This window comes from Frigoribacterium salinisoli, from assembly GCF_054781095.1.
Map to the genome: position 1 here is coordinate 904,647 of NZ_BAAGVB010000001.1, position 22,180 is coordinate 926,826.

Annotated in this window: 20 protein-coding genes, 2 tRNA genes and 1 pseudogene; 3 read left to right on the top strand and 20 right to left on the bottom strand. The window is 73.1% G+C overall.

Translation table 11 applies throughout. From position 1 onward, the window contains the following. Positions 1 to 10: 10 nt before the first annotated feature. From ACYVHQ_RS04200 to ACYVHQ_RS04215, 4 genes are all read right to left on the bottom strand, one after another. The gene (locus ACYVHQ_RS04200; protein WP_460510880.1) at positions 11 to 331 is read right to left on the bottom strand and encodes a hypothetical protein; all 321 of its coding nucleotides are present in this window, start codon (positions 329 to 331) and stop codon (positions 11 to 13) included. Between the two features lie 54 nt (positions 332 to 385). Continuing rightward, a tRNA-Ile gene (locus tag ACYVHQ_RS04205) sits at positions 386 to 459 on the bottom strand. Then, positions 450 to 1,664 carry a glycosyltransferase gene (locus ACYVHQ_RS04210; RefSeq protein ID WP_460510881.1) on the bottom strand — a complete coding sequence of 405 codons (1,215 nt, stop codon included), beginning with the start codon at positions 1,662 to 1,664 and terminating at the stop codon, positions 450 to 452. Before ACYVHQ_RS04210 ends, ACYVHQ_RS04205 begins: the two co-directional genes overlap by 10 nt. 91 nt (positions 1,665 to 1,755) lie before the next feature. Further along, positions 1,756 to 2,646 (bottom strand): DMT family transporter, encoded by an 891-nt coding sequence (locus ACYVHQ_RS04215; protein WP_460510882.1) that lies wholly within the window; start codon positions 2,644 to 2,646, stop codon positions 1,756 to 1,758. A 41-nt stretch (positions 2,647 to 2,687) separates the two neighbouring features. On the opposite strand from ACYVHQ_RS04215, the gene def reads away from it, so the two are divergent. Next, positions 2,688 to 3,254 (top strand): peptide deformylase, encoded by a 567-nt coding sequence (gene def, locus ACYVHQ_RS04220; RefSeq protein ID WP_460510883.1) that lies wholly within the window; start codon positions 2,688 to 2,690, stop codon positions 3,252 to 3,254. Between the two features lie 114 nt (positions 3,255 to 3,368). After that, complete coding sequence (locus tag ACYVHQ_RS04225; protein ID WP_460510884.1) at positions 3,369 to 3,641, top strand: hypothetical protein; 273 nt, start codon at positions 3,369 to 3,371, stop codon at positions 3,639 to 3,641. 50 nt (positions 3,642 to 3,691) lie between these two features. On the opposite strand, the gene ACYVHQ_RS04230 is transcribed toward ACYVHQ_RS04225, so the two are convergent. From ACYVHQ_RS04230 to dusB, 11 genes and pseudogenes are all read right to left on the bottom strand, one after another. Beyond that, positions 3,692 to 3,764, bottom strand: a tRNA-Asn gene (locus tag ACYVHQ_RS04230). Between the two features lie 82 nt (positions 3,765 to 3,846). Continuing rightward, positions 3,847 to 4,848, bottom strand: a complete 1,002-nt coding sequence (locus ACYVHQ_RS04235; protein ID WP_460510885.1) for a D-isomer specific 2-hydroxyacid dehydrogenase family protein — start codon at positions 4,846 to 4,848, stop codon at positions 3,847 to 3,849. Then, positions 4,845 to 5,723, bottom strand: a complete 879-nt coding sequence (locus ACYVHQ_RS04240) for an ATP-binding cassette domain-containing protein (RefSeq protein WP_460510886.1) — start codon at positions 5,721 to 5,723, stop codon at positions 4,845 to 4,847. Before ACYVHQ_RS04240 ends, ACYVHQ_RS04235 begins: the two co-directional genes overlap by 4 nt. Next, the gene (locus ACYVHQ_RS04245) at positions 5,723 to 7,429 is read right to left on the bottom strand and encodes an ABC transporter ATP-binding protein (RefSeq protein ID WP_460510887.1); all 1,707 of its coding nucleotides are present in this window, start codon (positions 7,427 to 7,429) and stop codon (positions 5,723 to 5,725) included. Before ACYVHQ_RS04245 ends, ACYVHQ_RS04240 begins: the two co-directional genes overlap by 1 nt. Next, entirely contained in the window at positions 7,426 to 8,472 is a 1,047-nt protein-coding gene (locus ACYVHQ_RS04250; protein ID WP_460510888.1) for an ABC transporter permease, read from the bottom strand. Before ACYVHQ_RS04250 ends, ACYVHQ_RS04245 begins: the two co-directional genes overlap by 4 nt. Position 8,473: 1 nt before the next feature. Beyond that, entirely contained in the window at positions 8,474 to 9,139 is a 666-nt protein-coding gene (locus ACYVHQ_RS04255; protein WP_460511238.1) for an ABC transporter permease, read from the bottom strand. Positions 9,140 to 9,274: 135 nt separating this feature from the next. Then, positions 9,275 to 9,571: pseudogene (locus ACYVHQ_RS04260) on the bottom strand (ABC transporter permease); the annotation flags it as partial. A 140-nt stretch (positions 9,572 to 9,711) separates the two neighbouring features. Beyond that, positions 9,712 to 11,334, bottom strand: a complete 1,623-nt coding sequence (locus ACYVHQ_RS04265) for an ABC transporter substrate-binding protein (RefSeq protein ID WP_460510889.1) — start codon at positions 11,332 to 11,334, stop codon at positions 9,712 to 9,714. Between the two features lie 214 nt (positions 11,335 to 11,548). Continuing rightward, positions 11,549 to 13,531: a DNA primase gene (dnaG, locus tag ACYVHQ_RS04270; RefSeq protein ID WP_460510890.1), complete on the bottom strand. Its 1,983-nt coding sequence runs from the start codon at positions 13,529 to 13,531 to the stop codon at positions 11,549 to 11,551. A 9-nt stretch (positions 13,532 to 13,540) separates the two neighbouring features. Beyond that, on the bottom strand, positions 13,541 to 14,863 hold the full coding sequence (locus ACYVHQ_RS04275) for a deoxyguanosinetriphosphate triphosphohydrolase (RefSeq protein ID WP_460511239.1): 1,323 nt from the start codon (positions 14,861 to 14,863) through the stop codon (positions 13,541 to 13,543). 64 nt (positions 14,864 to 14,927) lie between these two features. Then, positions 14,928 to 16,085, bottom strand: a complete 1,158-nt coding sequence (gene dusB / locus ACYVHQ_RS04280) for a tRNA dihydrouridine synthase DusB (protein ID WP_460510891.1) — start codon at positions 16,083 to 16,085, stop codon at positions 14,928 to 14,930. Between the two features lie 28 nt (positions 16,086 to 16,113). On the opposite strand from dusB, the gene ACYVHQ_RS04285 reads away from it, so the two are divergent. Then, positions 16,114 to 16,584, top strand: coding sequence for an aminoacyl-tRNA deacylase (locus ACYVHQ_RS04285; protein WP_460510892.1), 471 nt, complete (start codon positions 16,114 to 16,116; stop codon positions 16,582 to 16,584). Positions 16,585 to 16,728: 144 nt separating this feature from the next. On the opposite strand, the gene ACYVHQ_RS04290 is transcribed toward ACYVHQ_RS04285, so the two are convergent. From ACYVHQ_RS04290 to ACYVHQ_RS04310, 5 genes are all read right to left on the bottom strand, one after another. Beyond that, a complete protein-coding gene (locus ACYVHQ_RS04290) occupies positions 16,729 to 16,968 on the bottom strand; it encodes a hypothetical protein (RefSeq protein ID WP_460510893.1) in 240 nt (79 codons plus the stop codon). Next, the gene (locus ACYVHQ_RS04295; RefSeq protein WP_460510894.1) at positions 16,965 to 17,648 is read right to left on the bottom strand and encodes a DsbA family oxidoreductase; all 684 of its coding nucleotides are present in this window, start codon (positions 17,646 to 17,648) and stop codon (positions 16,965 to 16,967) included. The genes ACYVHQ_RS04290 and ACYVHQ_RS04295 overlap by 4 nt, the downstream gene beginning before the upstream one ends. Continuing rightward, positions 17,645 to 18,802: a hypothetical protein gene (locus ACYVHQ_RS04300; RefSeq protein ID WP_460510895.1), complete on the bottom strand. Its 1,158-nt coding sequence runs from the start codon at positions 18,800 to 18,802 to the stop codon at positions 17,645 to 17,647. Before ACYVHQ_RS04300 ends, ACYVHQ_RS04295 begins: the two co-directional genes overlap by 4 nt. Before the next feature lie 731 nt (positions 18,803 to 19,533). Then, positions 19,534 to 20,919, bottom strand: a complete 1,386-nt coding sequence (locus ACYVHQ_RS04305; RefSeq protein ID WP_460510896.1) for a glycine--tRNA ligase — start codon at positions 20,917 to 20,919, stop codon at positions 19,534 to 19,536. A 178-nt stretch (positions 20,920 to 21,097) separates the two neighbouring features. Continuing rightward, a complete protein-coding gene (locus ACYVHQ_RS04310; RefSeq protein ID WP_460510897.1) occupies positions 21,098 to 22,171 on the bottom strand; it encodes an aminotransferase class V-fold PLP-dependent enzyme in 1,074 nt (357 codons plus the stop codon). Positions 22,172 to 22,180 lie beyond the last annotated feature (9 nt).

Sequence of the window (22,180 nt, forward strand, 5' to 3'; positions counted from 1 at the left end):
GTCCCCCGGGTCAGCTCCAGTCGCCGACCGGCGCGAGGCGCAGGTAGCGCTCCGGCACCTGGGCGCTCACGAAAGGACCCTCGCCGTCGCGGTCGCGCTGGGGCTCGGAGAACTCGACCGTCCAGCTGCGCCGCGACCCGCTGATGCCGGTCACGCCCTGCCAGGCCGAGCCTCCTGCGCGGACGACGACGCCCGTCGGCCCCTCGGGCCACGGCGTCGTGCCGTCTTCGTCGCTGCTCAGCACGAACACCTGCGCGCCGACGCCGATGGCGGCCTCGCCCCTCGCCCGCTCGGTCTCGTCGCCCTGGCCCGTGGATCGTCTCGTGAACACGGGGCCATGCTGCCACCGACGGCCGACAGGGCGTCGCAGGGACCCACCGCGCGGTAGGGCGGACGGGACTTGAACCCGTGACCGAGCGATTATGAGTCGCCTGCTCTGACCGGCTGAGCTACCGCCCCTGACGGATGGCCTCGGCCACCGGCTGCCCACGATACAGGCTCTCGAACACGCTCACCGTGCGGTCGATGTCGTGCCCCTCGATCATCGCGAGGCTCGCGCGACGCATCGCGAGGTAGGCGTCGTCGTCGAGCGTCAGCACCTGCGTGAGCTTCGCCGCGAGGTCGTCGGCGTCGCCCGGACGGAACAGGTGGCCGTTCCTCCCCTCGTCGACGAGGTGCGGCAGCGCCATGGCGTCGGCCACGACGATCGGCAGGCCGCTGGCCATCGCCTCGAGGCTGGCGATGCTCTGCAGCTCGGCCGTCGACGGCATCGCGAAGACGGCCGAGTCGGTGAGGGTGCGGCGCAGGTCCGTGTCGCTCGCGTAGCCCGCAAAGGTGACGCGGTTGCCGATGCCGAGGTCGACGGCCATCTGCTGCAGCTGCTTCAGGAGGTCGCCGCCCCCGATGATCGTGAGGGTCGCGTCGAGCGCGGGGTCGAGCTTCGTCATCGCGCGCAGCAGCACGTCGATCTGCTTCTCGCCGGTCACGCGGCCCACGAACACGATGCGGTTCTCGCGCGGGCGGTCGGTGCGGGCGACGTAGTCGGAGGCCTTGATGCCGCACGAGATCGCGAGGACGTCGTGCACGTCCACCGTGTTCTCGAGGAACGTGGCGGCCCGCTGCGTCGGCGTCGTGATGGCGGACATCTGCCGCAGCGTCTTGCTCGCGTCGTTCCACGCGAGGCGGATCGCCGTGGAGCGCACGGCGTGCGGCAGGCCGGTGTGCTCGATGAGGTTCTCGGCCATGAAGTGGTTCGTCGCGATGAGGCGGATCCCGCGCTCCGCGGCGGCCTTGGTCACGCCGCGGCCGATGACGACGTGGGACTGGATGTGCACGACGTCCGGCCGCAGGCGGTCGAGCAGCTCGCCGGCCTGGGGGCGGACCTTCCACGGCGTCGCGAAGCGCAGCCAGTCGTGCAGGGGCCAGCGGGTGCTCTTGAGGCGGTGCACCGTGAGGGTGCTGCCCCCGTGCTCCTCGAGGAACGTGCCGTGCTTGCGGCTCGCCGCGGGCGCCAGCACGTGCACGTCGTGCCCGCGCTCGGCGAGCCCGATCGCGAGGCGCTCGGTGAAGTTCGCGGCGCCGTTCACGTCGGGCGGGAACGTGTCGCCGGCCAGCAGGATCGTCAGACGGTCGGCGTCGGCCTGGGAGTGCTTCGAGGGGGTCACGGTCGGTCGGTCCTCATCGTGGGGCGGTCGGTCCCACCCGTGGGGCGGGTGCGGGCAGCGCAGGAGGCGGTGGGCGGGCGGGGCACGTCGGTCACCGCCGCTGCGGGTTGTACTTGGCGAGCTGGAAGACGCCGGTGACGGCGACGGTGCCGGCGACGAGGAACGCCACCGTGCCGAACGCGTCGACCTCCGTCGCCTCGCCCAGAACCATGATGCCGATGCCGACCGCCACGAGCGGGTCGACGACCGTGAGCCCGGCGATGACGAGGTGCGGCGGGCCCGACGAGTAGGCGTTCTGCACGAAGTAGCCGCCCAGGGCGCCAGCGGCCAGCAGGAACACGACGCAGAGCACCGTGAGGCCGTCGAAGGCGCCCGAGAACAGGCGGTTGAGCACGATCTTGGCGAGGGTCGCGACGAAGCCGTAGAGGACTCCCGCGCCGATGATGTAGAACAGCGCGCTGCGCCGCCGGCGCACGAGGCGGAAGAGCACGCCGAACAGGGCGAGCACCGCCGTGAGCAGCACGAGCACCGTGACGAGCTGCCGCCGGTCGATGGGCGGCTCGACGGCGTAGAACGCGGCCACGGTCACGAAGAGGCCGACGCCGCCGACGCAGAGCGCGATGGCCCGCTTCGCGCCCCGGGTCAAGGAGCGACCGCTCGTGCGGCTGTGCAGCACGGCCGTGACGACGAGGGCGACGGCGCCGAGGGGCTGCACGACGAGCAGCGGCGCCAGGCGGAGGCTGGTGAGCTGCAGGACGATCGCGAGGCCCAGCATCACGGTGCCCATGACCCACGAGGGTCGGCCGAGCAGCGCGAGCACCTGCCTGGTGCTCATGCCGGCCTGAGCCCCGCTGCGGCTCTCGACCTTCTCGACGCCCTGGTGCTGCAGCTGGGCGCCGAGGGCGAGGAAGACGGCCCCGACGAGCGCGAGGGGGATGCCCGCCGCCTGGTACGGCGTCAGGCTCACGAGGTCCGTCGTCACGGCCACCACGGTACCGGGCGGCGCGTCGGTACCCTGGACGAATGGCCGTACGACCCATCATCATCACCGGCGAGCCGGTCCTCCACGCCCGAGCCGCCGAGGTCGGAGCGATCGACGACGCGCTGCGCACCCTCGTCGCCGACCTCTACGAGACCATGGACGCCGCCCCGGGCGTCGGCCTCGCCGCGCCCCAGGTCGGCGTGGGCCTGCGCGTCTTCGTCTGGGGCTGGACCGACGACGACGGCGTCGAGCACCGCGGCGAGGCGATCGACCCGACGCTGTGGCAGAGCCCGGTCTCCCTCGACGAGCTCGACGAGGACGACGAGTCGGAAGGCTGCCTGTCGATCCCGGGCGACCGCTGGCCGCTGCGCCGCGCCGACCGCGTGCTGCTGCGGGCCACCGATCTCGAGGGCCGCGCCTTCGAGATCGAGGCGGCGGGCTGGCTCGCCCGCATCTTCCAGCACGAGTACGACCACCTCGACGGCGTGCTCTACGCCGACCGCCTCGAGCACCCCTGGTGGAAGGGCGCCGCCAAGTCGATCCGCAGGCACAGCTGGGGCTCCCCCGGCCAGAGCTGGCTGCCCGGTCGCGACCACCCCGAGGGCTGAGCGCAGGAGGCGCGCGCCGGGCCGGTGCGCCGCTCGCGCAGGAGGCCCGCGCGGCCCCGCCACGCGGTTCGCGCCACGCGGCTCGCGCGCGCGCGCACCCGCTAGGGTCCGGTCATGACGACCCTCGACGCACGCCTCCACCAGCTCGTGACCGCGGAGCCCCGGACCGTGCGGCACCACGACCGCGACTTCGTGCTCAGCCTGTCGCACGAGAGGGCCGGCTCCGTGACCGCCGTCTACGCCGTCACCGAGGGCGACCAGCTGCTCGGCTACGTCACCGACGACGGCGGTCGCCGGTACGGGGCGCTGAAGGCGCGCCTCTGGGGCACCGGCATGCCGCTCAGCGTGAGGACGGTCGAGCAGGCGCTCGACGTCGTCGGCGGCTGAACGAGCCCGGGAACGAGAAAGGCCCAGCGGGTGGAGCCGCTGGGCCTTCGCTCCCCGACTTGGACTCGAACCAAGAACCTGCCGGTTAACAGCCGGCTGCTCTGCCAATTGAGCTATCGAGGAATGGCAACTGCTCCGGGCTCTCGCCCCTCACAGCGGTGACAACAGTAGCACCTCCCGGCGCCCCTGCGTGACACCTCCCCGTTCAGTACCCCGCCACGGGGTCGACGACGCCGACGAACTCGCCGTCGCCGCCCAGCGCCCGCACGTTGAGCCGGATCCGCTCGGCCAGGAGCGGCGCCGTCATCTCGGGCGTGTCCGCCTGGTGCGGCGTCACGATCGCCCGTGGCTCCGTCCAGAGCGGGTGCCCGTCGGGCAGCGGCTCGGGGTCGGTGACGTCGAGACCCGCCCCCCAGAGCCGCTCCTCGCGCAGGGCGGCGACGAGCGCGTCCGTGTCGACCAGCGGGCCGCGCGCGACGTTCACGAGCACGGCCGTCGCGGGCAGCAGCGCGAGCTCCTCGGCCCCGACCAGCTGGGCCGTCTCGTCGGTCATGGCCGCGGCGAGCAGCACCACGTCGGCGCTCCGGAGCTCGTCGTGCAGCGCCCCGGTCGTGACCGTGCGGTCCGCCTCGGGCACGGGCTCGGCCGAGCGGCGCACGACGACGGTCTCGCACTCGAAGGGCGCGAGCAGGCGCAGGAACTCGCGGGCGATGCCGCCGGCACCGACCACCACGACCCTCCTGCCGTACAGGGAGCGACCCTCCTGCTCGGTGGCCCAGCTGCGCGCCGTGACGCGCTTGCGGACGAGGCGCAGCAGCGCGAGCGTGAGCACGAGGGCGTGCTCGGCGACGGGCTCGGCGTAGGCGCCCTTGGCGCTCGTCCAGAGCAGGTCGTGGCGGTCGGCGTGCTCCCGCAGCACGGCCGAGAAGGCGTCGACGCCGGCCCAGGGCAGCTGCACCCAGCCGATCCCGGGGTGCTCGTCGAGCACGCGACCGAGCTCGTCCGCAGCGGTGTACGAGAGCCAGACCAGGCCCCGGGTGTCCGGGCCGATCGGCACCACGGTCGCTCCCCCGGCCTCGACGGCCTCGACGAAGCGCGCCGACGGACGGGGCCCGACGCTCACCGCGCCGGGCCCCGGCCGACGCTCGGGGGCGACCGGGGCCTCCGGAGCGAGGCGCGCGCGGTGACCGCGGGCGGACGCGCTCATCGGGGCGCTCCCTCGACCGCGCCGTCGGGGCCGCGCTCCTCGGGACGGATCACGTCGATGGGGGTCGTGTGCGACAGCACCTTCACGTAGGGGTCGACGCCGTCGCGCAGCACCTCGTCAACGGGGCCCAGGCCGACCAGGCGGCCGCCGCGCATGACGGCGATGCGATCGGTGACCGCGCGGGCCTCCGCGATCGACGACGTGACGACGACGGCCGAGAAGCGGCGGTCCCGGTGCAGGTTCTTGATGACGTCGAGCACGGCCTGGCGCACGAGCACGTCGACGCCGCGCGCGGGCTCGTCGGCGACGAGCAGCCGCGGCTCGAGCACGAGGCTGCGCGCGAGCGCGACCCGCTGGCGCTGCCCGGAGCTGAGCTCCCAGGTCTGCTTGAGCAGCGTGCTCAGCGGGAGGTGCACGGCGTCGACGAGCTGCGAGGCCAACCGCCCCGCCTCGGTGCGGTCGAAGTGCTTGTCGCGCTCGTAGAGGGGCGCCGCGATCGTCTCGCCGACCGTGTAGTCGGGGCTGAGGCGGTCGCCGTCGTCCTGCGCGAGGTACCCGATGCGGCTGGCCAGGGCGATGCGGTGCTTGGTGCGGAGCGTCGCGAGGTCGGCGCCGAACAACGAGATGCGGCCACCGACGACGCGGGGCTGCCCCGCCGCCGGGCGACCGTGCGCGGCACCCCCGGCGAGGGCCCGGGCCAGGGTCGACTTGCCCGAGCCGCTCTCGCCCAGGACGGCGAGGATCTCACCCGGGCGCACCGAGAAGGTGACGCCGTCGACGGCCCGCACCTCGGACTGCCCACCGTGCGCGGGGTAGAGCAGCGACAGGTCGTCGAGCTGGACCGGCCTCGCCGCGTCGAGCACGGGCGCCGCCATCAGGCGGCTCCGTCACGGGCGGAACGGTCCAGCTCGGCCAGCCGGAGGCGCCGGTCGGCCTGCTCGACCGGGTCCGGCACCGGCAGGCTGGCCAGCAGGCGCTGCGTGTACGGGTGCTGCGGTGCGCCCAGCACCTGGTCGTTGGGGCCCTGCTCGACGAGGTCACCGTGGAAGAGCACGCCGATGCTGTCGGCGAGCATGTTCACCACCGCGAGGTCGTGGCTGATGAACAGCGCCGCGAAGCCGAGGTCGGCCTGCAGCTCGGCGAAGAGCTCCAGCACGCGGGCCTGCACCGACACGTCGAGGGCGCTGGTCGGCTCGTCGGCCACGAGCAGCGAGGGCTCGAGCGCCAACGAGCGGGCCAGGCTGGCGCGCTGCCGCTGACCGCCGCTGAGCTCGTGCGGGTACCGGTCGCCGAACGCCCGCGGCAGCTGCACGGCCTCGAGCAGCTCGTCGACGCGCTTCCGGGCCCGACGCGCGTCCTTCGCGCGGCCGTGCACGATGAGCGGTTCGGCGACGCACTCGGCGATGGTGAGCAGCGGGTTGAAGCTCGACGCCGGGTCCTGGAAGACGAAGCCGATGTCGGCGCGCAGCGGCCGGAAGTCGCGCTCCCGCACGCCGCGCATCTCCGTGCCGAGCACCTCGAGCGAACCACCGGTCACGGGCGTGAGCCCCGCGATGGCACGGCCGATGGTCGTCTTGCCCGACCCGCTCTCGCCGACCAGGCCGAGCACCTCGCCCTTGGCGATCGAGAAGTCGACGCCCTTGACGGCCCGGAACCCCGACCGGCCGAAGCGACCCGGGTACTCGATCTCGAGGCCCCGCGCGCGCACGACGACCTCGCGGCCCTCGGTGCGCTGCTCCTGCCGGCCGCGCGCCTCGAGGCGCGGCACCGAGCCGAGCAGCGCCTTCGTGTAGTCGGCCTGCGGCGCGGCGAACAGCTCGCGCGCCGACGCCTGCTCGACGACCTCGCCGAGGTACATGACGGCCACGCGGTCGGCCAGGTCGGCGACGACGCCCATGTTGTGCGTGATGAGCACGACCGCCGTGCCGAACTCGTCGCGGCAACGGCGCAGGAGGTCCAGGATCTCGGCCTGGACCGTCACGTCGAGCGCCGTGGTCGGCTCGTCGGCCACGATGACCGCCGGGTCGAGCACGAGCGCCATGGCGATGACGACGCGCTGCTTCTGTCCGCCCGAGAACTGGTGCGGGTAGTGGTCCACGCGGGTCTCGGGGTCGGGGATGCCCACCTTGCGGAGCACCTCGACGGCCTTGGCCCGCCCCTCCTTCTTCGACAGCTTGCCGTGGGCGCGCAGCCCCTCCGCGATCTGCCAGCCCACCGTGTAGACGGGGTTCAGGGCCGTCGAGGGCTCCTGGAACACCATCGCCACGTCGGTGCCGCGCATCTCGCGGACGCGGGCCGCCCCCACCGAGAGGACGTCCTCGCCCGAGAGCACGACCGCGCCCGTGGCCGTCGCCGTCTCCGGCAGCAGGCCGAGGATCGTCTTGGCGGTCACGGTCTTGCCGCTGCCCGACTCCCCCACGATCGCGAGGACCTCGCCACGGCGCACGTCGAGGTCGACGCCGCGCACCGCGTGCACGTCGCCGCCGTCGGTCGCGAAGGTGACCTCGAGGTCACGGATGTCGACCGCGACCTCGCGGTCCTGGCGGGCGGGCGTCGCGCCTCCTGCGATCGGTGCGCTCATGCGCGGGCCTCCTCGGTCGTCGCGGCCGTGGCCGCCTTCTGCTTCGGCGTGCGGCCCGCGCGGCGGCGGGTGCGCAGGCGCGGGTCGGCGAGGTCGTTCAGGCTCTCGCCGACCAGGGTGATGCCGAGCACCACGAGCACGATCGCGGAGCCCGGGAAGACGCCCGTCCACCAGATGCCGCTCGCCGTGTCGGAGAGCGCGCGGTTGAGGTCGTAGCCCCACTCCGCGGCGGACGTCGGTCCGATGCCGAACCCCAGGAACCCCAGGGCCGCGAGCGTGAGGATCGCCTCGGAGGCGTTGAGCGTGAGGATCAGCGGCAGGCTGCGCGTCGCGTTGCGGAGCACGTGCTTGCCCATGATGCGCCCGACGCTGCTGCCGTTGACCTTCGCCGACTCGACGAAGGCTTCGCTGCGCAGGCGCACCGCCTCGGCGCGCACCACCCGGAAGTACTGCGGCACGTAGACGACCGTGATCGAGATGCCGGCCGCGAGGATCCCGCCCCAGAGGGACGACTGCCCACCGCTGATGACGATCGAGACGACGATCGCGAGCAGCAGCGACGGGAACGCGTAGACGGCGTCCGCGACGACCACGAGGACCCGGTCCAGCCAGCCGCCCAGGTAGCCCGAGACCAGGCCGAGCGCGACGCCCAGCGTGATCGACAGGACCACCGCGACGACGATGACCGCGAGGGCCGTGCGGGTTCCCCACACGACGCGGCTGAACACGTCGTACCCGCCGACGGTCGTGCCCCAGAGGTGCTCCGCCGAGGGCGGCGCCTGACGGGCGAAGGCTCCCCCGTCGTCGCCGAGCTGACCGAAGCCGTAGGGGGCGATCACGGGCGCCAGGAGCGCCGTGAGCAGGAACACCGCGAGGATCACGAGCCCCGCGACGAGCATGCCGCGCTGCAGGCCGACGCTGCGGCGCAACTGCGCGACCACCGGCAGCCGGTGCCACCAGGGGCCGCGGGGGTCGTCCCGGACGGCGGGGACGGGAGCGGGGCCGGGGGCCGGAGCCGCGGCCGTGCTGGTCGTGCCGCTCATGTCAGTACCTCACCCTCGGGTCGATGATCGCCGCGACGACGTCGACGACGAAGTTCGTGACGGCGACGATGACCGCCAGCACGGCGACGATGCCCTGCACGGCGACGAAGTCGCGCGCCGACAGGTACTGCTGCAGCTGGAAGCCGAGGCCGCGCCAGCCGAACGTCGTCTCGGTGAGCACCGAGCCGCCCAGCAGCATCGCGATCTGCAGGCCCATCACCGTGATGATCGGGATCATCGCCGGCTTCAGCGCGTGCTTGCGGACCAGCCGCAGCTCGGGCACCCCGCGCGAACGGGCCGCGTCGACGTACTCCGAGCCGAGCGTGCCGATGACGTTGGTGCGCACCAGGCGCAGGAAGATGCCCGCCGTCAGGAGGCCCAGGGTCAGCGCCGGCAGGACGGCGTGCGAGAGCACGTCGGTGATGATCGTCGCGTTGCCCGTGCGCAGCGCGTCGACGAGGTAGATGCCCGTCGGGCTCTCGATGCGGCCCAGCGCGATCGCCACCCGGGTGCTCGCTCGGCCGCCCAGGGGCAGCCAGCCGAGCGCCACCGAGAAGGTCAGCTTGAGCAGCAGGCCCGCGAAGAAGACGGGCGTCGCGTAGGCGAGGATCGCCAGCACGCGGAGGATCGCGTCGGGCCAGCGGTCGCGGAGGTAGGCCGCGAGCATGCCGAGCGGCACGCCCAGCACCAGCGCGACGATCAGCGCGTAGAAGACGAGCTCGACGGTCGCCGCGCCGTAGGTGACCAGCACCTCGCTGATCTGACGGTTGTCCGTCACCGTCGTGCCGAAGTCGCCGCGCACGATCTGGCCCAGGTACTCGAGGTACTGGACGACGATCGGCCGGTCGTAGCCCGCCGCGGCGAGGCGCTCCTGCAGCTGGGCCTCCGTCAGGCGCCCGCCGACCGAGGCCGTGATCGGGTTGCCGACGACGCGCATCAGGAAGAAGACGAGCGTGACGAGGATGAACACGGTCGGGACGATGAGCAGGGCCCGGACCACGAGGTAGCGGCCGAAGCCGCCCCCGGTCCGGACGCGACCCGGCGCCCTGCCCGCGCCGGGGCCTCCTGGCGCGGGGGGTGCCTCGATGAGCGACGTCACGTGCGGTGCCTTTCGGTGGGGCTGCGGGGGCCGCGCGAGCCCGGGCGGGCGCGGTCGGCGGCGGGGTGGGACAGGTGCCGCGCCGGAGGGGGCGCCCCGCGTGGCGGGACGCCCCCTCTGGTGCTGCGGTCGGGTCGACGCTAGAGGCTCAGGGCCCCGTACCGGAACTTGAACGACGCGTCGAGGGTGTCCTCGACGCCCTGGACGTCGGACGAGCTCACGACGACCTGCGTGCCCTGGAGCAGCGGCAGCGTGGGCAGGTCGGTCGCGACGGCCTCCTGGATGTCACCGATGAGGGCCTCGCGCGCGGCGGGGTCCTCCTCGGCGATCTCCTGCGTGAGGAGGTCCTGCACCTCGGCGGAGTCGTAGTGGTTGCCGACGAAGTTGTCCTTCACGAAGAACGGCGACAGGTAGTTGTCGGCGTCCGAGAAGTCCGGGAACCAGCCCAGCTGGTACACGGGGTAGGCGTCCTCGCGGCGCTCGGTCGAGTAGGTGTCCCACAGCGTGGACTGCAGGTTCACCGTGAAGAGGCCGCTGGCCTCCAGCTGCGACTTCACGAGGGCGTACTCCTCGTCGCTCGACGCGCCGTAGTGGTCGGGGCTGTACTGCAGGTCGATCGCGACGGGCGTGGTGACGCCGGCGTCGGACAGCTTCGAGCTGGCCGCGTCGACGTCGGGGCCGCCCTCGCCGTCGCCGTACATCGACTCCAGCGGCGTCGTCGCGCCGGTCAGGCCCTCGGGCACGACCGAGTAGAGCGGCTCGTACGTGTTGTTGTAGACGTCCTGCGCGAGCGCCTCACGGTCGACCGTGTCCGCGATGGCCTGGCGGACGGCCAGGGCCTTCGCCGGGTCGGCGTCGGGCTGCGTGGAGCCGAAGGGCATCGTGTTCAGGTTGAAGACCATGTAGCGGATCTCGCCGCCGGGGCCGTTGTGCACCGTGAGGGCCTCGTCCTTCGCCAGGTCGGCGAGGTCGGTGGGGCTCAGGCTGCGGTTCGCGACGTCGACGTCGCCGTTCTGCACGGCGAGCTTGAGGTCGGTCTCCTCCGTGAAGTACGTGGCGGTGACGCTGTCGTTCTTCGCCTCGCCGAGGACGCCCTGGTACGCGTCGTTCTTCTCGTACGCGATGAGCTCGTTCTCGCGGTAGTCGGTGATCGAGTACTGGCCGCCGAAGGCGTTCGCCGTGACGATGTCGTCGGCGGGGGTCAGGGCCGTGGCGCTGAAGACGTCCTCGTCGACGATCGGGCCGGCCGGGCTCGACAGGATCTGCGGCCAGGTCTGGTCGGCGCCGTTGAGCGTGAACACGACCGTCGTGTCGTCGGGGGCCTCGACCGACGCCAGGTTGCCGAGCAGCGACGACGGGCCGTTGGGGTCGGCGATCGCAAGCTGGCGGTCGAACGAGAACTTGACGTCGCTCGAGGTGAGCGCGTTGCCGTTGGCGAACTCCAGGCCCTCCTTGAGGGTGACCGTGAAGGTCGTCGGGTCGGTGAACTCGGCCGACTCGGCGATGTCGGGCTCGACGTCGGGGCTGCCGTAGGGCGAGTTCATGAGGAACGGGAAGACCTGGTTCTGCACGGCGAACGAGCCGTTGTCGTACGAGCCGGCCGGGTCGAGCGACGTGACCACGTCGGTGGTGCCGACCGTGATGCCGTTGAGCGCCGCGTCGGTCGAGCCGCCGGAGGCGCAGCCCGCGAGGACGAGGACGCTGGCGGCGGTGCCGCCGACGACGGCGAGGACGCGCCTGCCGAGCTGGGGTTCGGACGTCATTCCGGTACCTCTTTCTGGTGTGTGCGGAGGTCCGCCTGGCGTGCCGCTGTACTCGCACGCCGTCGTGGGGACGTTCATTCGTAACACACGCGCCGGTCGCGGCCGCACTCGGGGGCGCAGATTTCACACGCTCGCAACAGTGGCGACCACGTGGCGAGGAGTGGTCGCGGCCCGCGCGACAGCCGTCGGGGAGGCCCTGAGGGCTGCGGCGCGCCTACTCGGTGCGGACGCTGCGGCGCTCCGCCTCGACCTCGACGAGGACGCGCTGGAGCTCGCGGTGCCGCTCGGGGTCGACCCGCGCGTCGGTGCGCATGAGCTGGCCCATCAGCTCCGCCTTGCGGCGCAGGAGGTCGCGCTCGACGAGGCTGCGGACGATGCCCTGGCAGTAGGTCGTGATCTCGCGGCCCTCGCGCTCGGGCAGCGGTGCCACCGCGAGCTCCTTCACGAGGGGCGCGTACCACTCGGGCGTCTGCTCCAGCACGACGTCGAGCCACCGTGGGTCGTCGAGGTGGTCCAGGCTGACGGCGACGGCGTCCTTCACCACCGCGAGGGACGGGGTCGTCAGGGTGACGCCCACCGCGCGCGCGACCAGGTCGGACCCCACCACGGTCGGCTGCTGCAGGATCGCCATGAGCGCGTCGCGCTCCTGCCTGGTCGTCAGGTCGGGCGGCAGGTCGAGCAGGCTCGGCGCGGACGGCGCCGGCTCCGCCGCCACCGGGGGCAGGCTGGTGATCGACATCGCCCCGGAGCCGCCGCCGACCGGCTGCAGGCTCGTCGCGGCGGACCCGCTCCCGCCGGACGCCTCGCCGGAGCGGGTCGCGCCTCCTGAGCCCGACCGCTGCTCGAGCGCGGGCGTCGACGCCGTGCCGCGCGCCGCCGCGTCGACCGCGACCTGCACCTCGGACGGGTCCAGCCCCAGCCAGCCCGCCACCGTGCGGACGTAGCCCTGCGTCAGCGACTGGTCGCGGATGCCCGCCACCACGGGAGCCGAGGCCCGGAGCGCAGCGACCCGACCCTCGACCGTCTCGAGGTCGTGGCCCTCGAGCGTGCGGCGGATCATGAACTCGAACATCGGGCGCTTCGTCGACACGAGCCGACGCACGGCGTCGTCGCCGCGACGCAGGCGCAGGTCGCACGGATCGAGGCCCTCGGGCGCGACCGCGACGAAGGTCTGCGCCGCGAAGCGTCCCTCCTCCGAGAACGCGCGGGACGCCGCCCGCTGCCCGGCCTCGTCGGGATCGAAGGTGAACACCACCTCGCCCAGGCTCGACGCGTCGACGCCGCCGACGTCGCCGAGCATCGGGCGCAGCACCTTGATGTGGTCGACGCCGAAGGACGTGCCGCAGGTCGCCACCGCCGTCGTCACCCCGGCCAAGTGGCACGCCATGACGTCGGTGTAGCCCTCGACGATGACGACCTGCTTGCCCTTCGAGATGTCGCGGCGGGCCAGGTCGAGCCCGTAGAGCACCTGGCCCTTGTGGTACACGGGGGTCTCGGGGGTGTTGAGGTACTTCGGGCCCTTGTCGTCCTCGAGCAGACGGCGCGCCCCGAAGCCGATGGTCGTGCCCGTCACGTCGCGGATCGGCCACACCAGTCGCCCGCGGAAGCGGTCGTACGCACTGCGGTCCCCCTGGCTCAGCAGGCCGGCCGTGACCATCTCGTCGTCGGTGAATCCCCGCCCCTTGAGGTGCGAGCGGAGCGCGTCGAACGACTTCGGCGCGAAGCCGACGCCGAAGCGCTCGGCCGCCTGCGGGTCGAAGCCGCGCTCGCCCAGGAACCTCCTCGCCGGCTCGGCGTCGGCCGCCGTGAGGTGCTCCGCGAAGAACTCGCGTGCCGCCTCGTTCGCGCTGAGCAGCCGGGCCCGGCCGCCGTGGTCGCTGGCCTGGCCGCCGTCCTCGTAGTGCAGCGTGAAGCCGATGCGCGCCGCGAGGCGCTCCACGGCCTCCTGGAACGTCGTGTGGTCCACCTTCTGCAGGAAGCTGAAGACGTCCCCGTCCTCCCCGCAACCGAAGCAGTGGTAGCGCCCCACCTGCGGCCGCACGTGGAAGCTGGGCGTGCGCTCGTCGTGGAAGGGGCAGAGGCCCTTCAGCGACCCGACGCCCGCGCCCTTCAGCGTGACGTGGTCGCCCACGATGTCGGCGATGTTCGTGCGCGACCGGACCTCGTCGATGTCGTTGCGTTGGATCAGGCCGGCCACCGGACGATCCTAGGCCGCGCCGCCGGGAGCCGCGCTGGGAGCGGCCACCTCGGTGGGGAGGGGCGTCGTGCCCGCAGGACCGACCAGGCGGTCGTGCCACGCCATCGCGCTCTGGTCCGTGAGCGAGGCGACCTGGTCGACGACCACGCGCCTCCTGCCCGCGTCGTCAGGAGCCTCGCGCCAGTCGAGCGCGAAGCCCGCGTCGAGCTCGTCCGGGCCCCGGCGCCACAGCTCGTCGGCGAGCGACGACAGCACCTCGCGCTGACGCTCGTAGAGCGGACGCCGCGTGCCCTGCGTCATGACGAACGCGGCCACGATGCCCTTCAGTGCCGCGATCTCGCCGATGACGTCGGGCGACACGACGACGCTCGCCCCGAAGCGCACGATCGAGCTCTGCGCGTAGGACTCCCGCGTCGCCTGCGTCGCCGACGCCGCGAACCGCCCGATGAGCTGGCTCGTGAGGTCCTTCAGCCGGGCCTGGTCGAGGCGACCGCCGTCGTACGACTCGAGCCAGGACGGCAGCGACGTCAGCCGGTCGAAGGCCTCGTCCAGCTCCTCGTGGCTGAGCTCGCCGCCCACCCAGGCGTGCATCGCCGACACGAGCGACTCGTGGTCGACCTTCGCGCCCAGCGCCGCGACGTCGATGTAGCCGTTGACCACGGCGTCCTCGAAGTCGTGCACCGAATAGGCGATGTCGTCGCTCAGGTCCATCACCTGGGCCTCGACGCAGCGCCGACGGCGGGGCGCACCGGCGCGCAGCCACTCGAACGCCTCCGTGTCGTCGTCGTAGAAGCCGAACTTCATGCGACCGCCCGGGTCGGGGATGCCCTGCGCCGCCGGCCACGGGTACTTGCAGCTCGCGTCGAGGCTCGCCCGGGTGAGGTTGAGCCCGTAGCTGCGCCCGGAGGCGTCGATCACCTTCGGCTCGATCCGGGTCAGCAGGCGCAGGGTCTGCGCGTTGCCCTCGAAGCCGCCGATGTCGGCCGACCACTCGTTGAGGGCCTTCTCCCCGTTGTGCCCGAACGGCGGATGGCCGAGGTCGTGGGCCAGGCACGCCGTGTCGACCACGTCGGGGTCGAGGCCCAGGCTCGTCGCGAGCTCGCGACCCACCTGCGCGACCTCCAGCGAGTGGGTGAGGCGGTTGCGGGCGAAGTCGAGGCCGGCCGTCGGGCTCAGCACCTGCGTCTTCGCCGCCAGCCGACGCAGGGCGCTCGAGTGCAGCAGGCGAGCACGGTCGCGGGCGAAGTCGCTGCGCCGGCTCGAGTGCTGCTCGGGCAGCCAGCGCTCGGAATCGGCGGCGTCGTAGCCCACGCTCAGCGCGTCGGGGTGCACACGGGCCTCCCTCGTGTCTCGGGTGACGTGGTCCCCGCCGGCCGGGGCGTCGTCGGTGCGCAGGTCAGCCACCGCTGTGGTGCAGCTCGGCCGCGGTCAGCTCGGCCCGGAAGGCCTCGTCCAGCTCGCGGCTCTCGAGCCACCGGTCGGGCAGGGAGGGCCGCTTGGGGCTGCCGGCACGCCCGCGCGGGCCCTCGGCGTCGGCACCCGGGTACGCCTGGTCGGCGTCGAGCGTGGCCAGCAGGTCGTCGATCTGCTGCAGGGAGTCGACCATCGCCAGGGCGGCACGGACGTCGCCGCCCACCGGATACCCCTTGAAGTACCAGGCGACGTGCTTGCGGATGTCGCGGCAGGCGTGCGGCTCGTCGCCCTCGTAGAACTCGACCAGCAGCTCCGCGTGCCGGCGGAAGGCCCGGGCGACCTCGCCCAGCGTCGGTTCGGCCTTCTGCTCCTCGCCGCGGAAGGCCGCCGCGAGATCGCCGAACAGCCAGGGTCGCCCGAGGCAGCCACGACCCACGACCACGCCGTCGCACCCGGTCTCGTCGACCATGCGCAGGGCATCGGCGGCCGACCAGATGTCGCCGTTGCCGAGGACCGGAACGCTCGTGATCGCCTCCTTCAGGGTCGCGATCGCCGACCAGTCGGCGGTGCCCGAGTAGAAGTCGGCTGCGGTGCGCGCGTGCAGGGCGATGCTCGCGACGCCCGCGCCCTCCGCCGCACGGGCCGCCTCCAGGTAGGTCAGGTGGTCTGCGTCGATGCCCTTGCGCATCTTCACCGTGACCGGGACGTCGCCGGCCGCGCGCACAGCACCCTCGACGATCGCGCGGAAGAGCGAGGTCTTCCAGGGCAGGGCAGAACCGCCGCCCCGCCGCGTGACCTTGGGCACGGGGCAGCCGAAGTTGAGGTCGATGTGGTCGGCGCGGTCCTCGGCCACGAGCATCGTCACGGCCTCGGCGACCGTGCCCGGCTCGACCCCGTACAGCTGGATGCTGCGGGGCGTCTCGCTCTCGTGGTGCTGGATCAGCCGCATCGACTCGGGAGTGCGCTCGACCAGGGCACGGCTCGTGATCATCTCGCTGACGTAGAGGCCAGCGCCATACTCGCGGCAGAGCCGGCGGTACGCCGTGTTCGTGATGCCGGCCATGGGCGCGAGGACGACGGGACTGTCGACCTGGATCGGGCCGATCGTGAGCCCGGGAGCGGGCAGCGTGGACGTGGACATCGGTACGATTCTACCCGTGGACCCCGACATGCCCGAAGGCACCCAGCGCGTGCTCGACGACGCCAGGAGGCGCGGCCTCGACGTCGAGATCGTCGCCCGCCCCGAGGCCGCCGACCTCCCGGAGGCCGCGGCCCTGCTCGGCATCGCTCCCGGGTCCCTCGTCAAGTCCCTCGTCGTGCGTCGGCACGACGGCAGCTACCTGTTCGCGCTCGTGCCCGGCGGACGCCAGCTCTCCTGGGCGCGCCTCCGCGCCGCCGTCGGCGTCAACAAGCTGTCGCTCCCCTCCCCCGAGCTCGCCCTCGAGGCCACCGGGCACGCCCGCGGCACGATCACGCCCCTCGGCAGCACGACACCGTGGCCCGTGTACGCCGACGAGCGGATCACCGGCCGCGTCGCCCTCGGCGCCGGCGGCCCCGGACGCAGCGCCTTCGTCGACGCCGGAGCGCTCCTGGCGTCCGTCGACGCCGTCGTGGCGGACATCACCGACGCCGAGCGCTGAGCGCGGGGGCTGAGGGCTGGGCGCTCAGCGCTGAGGGCTGGCCCTCCTCGTACGGGGCGCGTGGGGCCTCCTGAGCCGCACCGGCCTCCTGGGACCGCTGGTGCACCGTCCTGACGGGTGCCGGACAGGTGGCGCACTCGACCGTCAGCGACCTGCCCCGAGGTCGGTCACGCTCCCCACGCCCGCGTCAGGGAGCCGGCTCGACCGGTGCCCCTCGGCCGGGGCCTGCTCGGCCGGTGCCTGCTCGGCCGGTGCCTCGTCGTCGGACCGCCGCCCCGCCGTTGCCGCCTCCTCGGACACCGACGAGCCGGGCAGCGCGCACGAGTCGCCGACGCAGGCGACCGCGTCCGCATCGCCCAGCATGGTGAACGCCGGGGCGGTCACGCCGTGCCCGCCTCGTCGCGCACGCGCTCGAGCACCTGCACGAACGTCTCGGGCGCCTGCGCACCCGAGACGCCGTAGCGGCCGTCGAGGACGAAGAACGGCACGCCATTGATCCCGAACGCCTGGGCCTGCGCCTGGTCGGCCCGCACGGCGTCGAGGAACGCGTCGGACTCCAGCGTCGCGACGACCTCGTCCCGGTCCAGGCCCACCTCGACGGCGAGATCCGCGAGGTCGGCGACGCGGCCCACGTGGCGGCCCTCCTCGAAGTACGCCCGGAGCAGGCGCTCCTTCATCTCCAGCTGCACGCCGTGCTGCTTCGCGAGGTGGAGCAGCCGGTGCGCCGTCACCGTGTTCGTGTGCTGCAGACGGTCGAAGTCGTAGGCCAGTCCCACGTCTGCGGCCCTGCCGGTGACCATCGCGAGCATCTGGCGGACCTGGTCCTCGGGCATGCCCTTGTGCTGCGCGAGGAACGCGACCTCGTCGCCCTCGAAGTCCTCCGGGGTGTCGGGCGACAGCTCGAAGGAGTGGTACTCGATCTCGACGTCCAGCTCGGGCATCCGACGGACGGCCTCCTCGAAGGTGCGCTTGCCGATGAAGCACCAGGGGCACGCGATGTCCGACCAGATGTCGACCTTCACGGCGATGGTCGAGGTGGTCGCGGGAGATGCAGTCGTGGTCACGTCAGCGCCCAACCGCCCGCACCCGTGCCGCATTCCCGCGCTCCCTGCCCCAGCCTCCTGCCCCGGCCTCCTGCCTGCCCTCGCACTGCCCCTGGGTCCGCCCCGTCCGCGGCCGCTCCCCTCGCCCCCGCCCCCGTCGGCAACTCCTCCCCAGCGTCCGACCCGCCCGCGCTCGTCCACGGCCGCTCCCTCGCCCCCGCCTCGTCGGCAACTCCTCCCGCACGTCGGCCCCGTCGGCGCAACCGCCACAGCCGCTTGCCCCGAGGCCCCAGCACCGACCAGGAGGAGGACTTGCCGACGGCACGGCTCGGTGCCGCCCGACCACAGCCGCCGTGCTGGCGCAGCACCAGCTCGAGCGTCGCGGCGACGCGATCCCACTCGTCGCGCACGAGGGCGTAGGGGAGCCGCACGGGGACCATCGCCTCGGCCAGGATCGTGAGGTCCTTGGACCGGTCTGCCACGAACGTCGACTCGTGCGTGGCTCGGCCATCGAGCTCCAACGCGATGGTGTCCCCGACGACGAGGTCGACGCGCTGTCGGACGCCCACGGGACCCTGCACCCGCACGTCGTGCCCCAGGAGCCGCAACCGGACGAGGGCGACGACCTCGAGGAAGCTCTCGCACGCCTCCTCCACCCACTCCGCGAGATCAGCTGCGTCGGAGCGTCGTGCCCCCAGCGCATCCCTCAGCTCCTCGCGCCGCACCAGGCCCTCTCGTACCGCCCAGGTGGCGACGGCCACGGCATCTTCGAACGAGACCTCGTCGACCATCCTGGCGAGTGCGTCCTGGGGGTCGACGGCCCACGTCGTGCCCCGCGTGCTGAGGTCCGGATCGTCCCAGACCACCGTGGCATCGCGGCGAGGACGGAGCCGCGAGGCACCTCGCGGGACCGACACGGTGAGTCGCGGACGACGCCACATCCAGGCCCCGAGCAGGTGCAGCGCGGCCGCACCGGTCACGCGACCGCCCACGGCCACCGCGATGAACCTGGGGTCGCTCGGATCCCAGGTCGAGTACCACCCCCGTCGGGGCCGCCTCACCCCACCGAAGCGCACGGCGGCAGTGAGGTGCCGGTCGGTCGCTCCCGCTGCCACGAGGTCGTGCTTGTGCAGCAGTCCCCCTGCGTCGTCCACGAGTCGTCGGATCGTCGTCATGGCGGAAGCCTCGGCGATGACGCGTCAGCCCTGGCGCACGGTCGAGCCCACCTGGGGACGGTCGGCCCGCCACACCGCGTGTGCAGCACGAGTCCCCGCCCCGACCCGACCCGCCCCGGTCGGCAACTCCTCCTCCATGTCGCGGAAGGCGCTGATCCGCCCCGCGCTCGCATCCACTGGCCCCTGGGTGAGGAGTTGCCGACCGACGGTAGCGGCGGCAGCGGGGGGCAACGGCGGCGGGGGCGGGAGCGGCAGAGGCCGCGGCGGCGACAGCGGCCGCCGCCGCGGCCACAGCGGATGCGCAGGGGGCGACCGCGTCGTGCGAGTGCTTCTCAGCAGGTCGTCGGCCGGCACCCACGACCTGGGCCCGTCGGCAACTCCTCGCCTGTGCCACGACGGGCCCCGCCCGAACAGGGAGGAGGCCCACGAAGAGCAAGGGTGAGGAGTTGCCGACGCAGGAGGCGCAGGGGGCGGCACACAGACGCGCGCGGACGCACGGGGACACGCGGACGCGCAGGGACTCGCAGGAAGACATGCGGACGAGCACCCGGGCGTGCACGCGGACGCGGACGCGCAGGGACTCGCAGGAAGACATGCGGACGAGCACCCGGGCGTGCACGCGGACGCGCACGCGCACGCACGCACGCGCACGCGACCGTGCGAGCTACGAGCGGCCGCGCCGCCGCACCGCGGAGCGGACGCGCCGCCCCGCGGCCGCGGCGCGGCGCGGGCTACGCGCCGAGCAGCTGCTCGGCCAGGTACGGCCGCAGCTCGGCGAGGGGCATGCGCGTCTGGGCCATGGTGTCGCGCTCGCGCACGGTCACGGCGTCGTCCTCGAGCGAGTCGAAGTCGACGGTGACGCAGAACGGCGTGCCGATCTCGTCCTGGCGGCGGTAGCGGCGACCGATGGCGCCGGCGTCGTCGAAGTCGATGTTCCAGTACTTGCGGAGGTCGCTGGCGAGCCCCCGGGCCATCGGCGACAGCTGCTCGTTGCGGCTGAGCGGCAGCACGGCGACCTTGACGGGCGCGAGGCGACGGTCGAGCTTGAGCACGGTGCGCTTGTCGACGCCGCCCTTGGCGTTGGGGGCTTCGTCCTCCGTGTAGGCGTCGACGAGGAACGCCATGAGCGAGCGGGTGAGACCCGCTGCGGGCTCGATGACGTACGGGGTCCAGCGTTCGTTCTTGGCCTGGTCGAAGTAGGAGAGGTCCTTGCCGGAGGCCTCGGCGTGGGTCCGCAGGTCGTAGTCGGTGCGGTTGGCGATGCCCTCGAGCTCGCCGAACTCGCCGCCCGTGAAGCGGAAGCGGTACTCGATGTCGACGGTGCGCTTGGAGTAGTGCGACAGCTTCTCGGCCGCGTGCTCGTAGAGCCGCAGGTTCTCGGGGTCGATGCCGAGGTCGACGTACCACTGGAAGCGCTGGTCGATCCAGTACTGGTGCCATTCCTCGTCGGTGCCGGGCTCGACGAAGAACTCCATCTCCATCTGCTCGAACTCGCGGGTGCGGAAGATGAAGTTGCCGGGCGTGATCTCGTTGCGGAAGCTCTTGCCGATCTGGCCGATGCCGAACGGGGGCTTGATGCGCGACGACTGCAGCACGTTGTCGAAGTTGGTGAAGATGCCCTGCGCCGTCTCGGGGCGCAGGTAGGCCATGCCCTGCTCGTTGTCGACGGGCCCGAGGAACGTCTTGAGCAGGCCGGAGAAGTTCTGCGGCTCGGTCCACGAGCCGGGCTGCCCGGTCTCGGGGTCGCGCACGTCGGCGAGCCCGTTCTCGGGCGGGTGGCCGTGCTTGGCCTCGTACGCCTCGAGCAGGTGGTCGGCGCGGTAGCGCTTGTGGGTGTGCAGCGACTCGACGAGCGGGTCGCTGAAGACCTCGACGTGCCCGGAGGCCTCCCACACCTGGCGCGGCAGGATGACCGCGGAGTCGAGCCCGACGACGTCGTCGCGCCCCTGCACCATGGTCTGCCACCACTGGCGCTTGATGTTCTCCTTCAGCGCCACGCCGAGGGGCCCGTAGTCCCACGCGGACCGGGAGCCACCGTAGATCTCGCCCGACTGGAAGACGAAGCCGCGGCGCTTGGCCAGGGCGATGACGGAATCGAGACGGTTGGGTGCTGCCACTGGTGCTCCGATGGGTCGATGCCCGAGCTGGGTGCCCGGTCGGTCACGTACCCGGCGAGTCTACCGGCCGCCTCGCGCGGGCCTCGTCCGGGTGGGGCGCAGCTGCCCGGGAGGAGCACGCTCCACGCCTGTGGAGGAGCCCCGAGCGCAGGAGTCGCGCCCCGACGAGCCCCGCCGGTCACCCCCGGCGGCGCCCCCGCACGGCCGCGACGACGCGCTCGACGTCGTCCTCGTCGTTCCACAGGTGGAAGGCGACGCGGGCGCGTCCGGCCCGACCGGAGGCGACGAGCCCCGCGGCGCTGAGGGCCGCGAGGTCGGCACCGTCCGCATCGGGCCAGGTGACGACGGGCCGCCGCTGGGGCTCGAGGTCGAGCGCCGAGGACAGCATCCCGCCGAGCTCGCCGAGCCGCCGTGCGACGTCGGCGACGTCGAGGGAGGCGAAGGCCTCGAGGGCGGGCAGCGCGCCCGCCCACGCCTGCCAGGCGGGCGAGACGTCGTGGGCGCGGGCGTCGCCCGCGAGGTGCATCTCGGGCCCGTAGCAGGACGACCAGACGTCCTCGCCGGCGTACCAGCCGGCCTGGACCGGGCGCACGAGCTCGAGCGCCCGGTCGGAGAATGTCGTGAGGCCGACGCCCCGGGGGCAGCACAGCCACTTGTAGGCGTGGCAGACGCTGACGTCCCAGCGACTGGCGTCGACGGGCAGCACGCCGGCCGCCTGGGTGAGGTCGCAGAGCGTGAACGCGCCGTGCCGAGCGGCCGCGGCCTCGAACGCCGCCGAGTCGGCGATCTCGCCCGTGGCGGACTGGACCGCGGACCAGGCGACCAGGAAGGTGCCGGGCCCCACGGCCTCCTGCAGCTCGGCGAGCGGCACGTGCCGCACCGTGACGCCCCGGTGCGCCTGCACGAGGAACGGCCACACGAGCGAGCTGAAGTCGCCGTACGGCACGACGACCTCGGCGCCGTCGGGCACCGCGGCCGCGACGCTGGCGACGGCGGTCGAGGTCTGGCCGGCGAGGGCCACCCGGTCGACCGGGACCCCGACCAGCCGCGCGTAGGCGGCGCGGCCCCGCTCGACCGCGGCCCCGTAGGTGAGGGGCGTCGCCCGCCCGGCGGCCCAGTCGTCGAGGTCGGCACGCTGAGCCTGGACCGTCGCACGCATCGGCAGGCCGAGCGTGCACGCCGCGAGGTAGCCCGGCGACGGCGCCCAGAGCGACGGCGCCTCGGCGGCGGGGAGGAGTGCGGTCGTGCTCATGGACCCAGG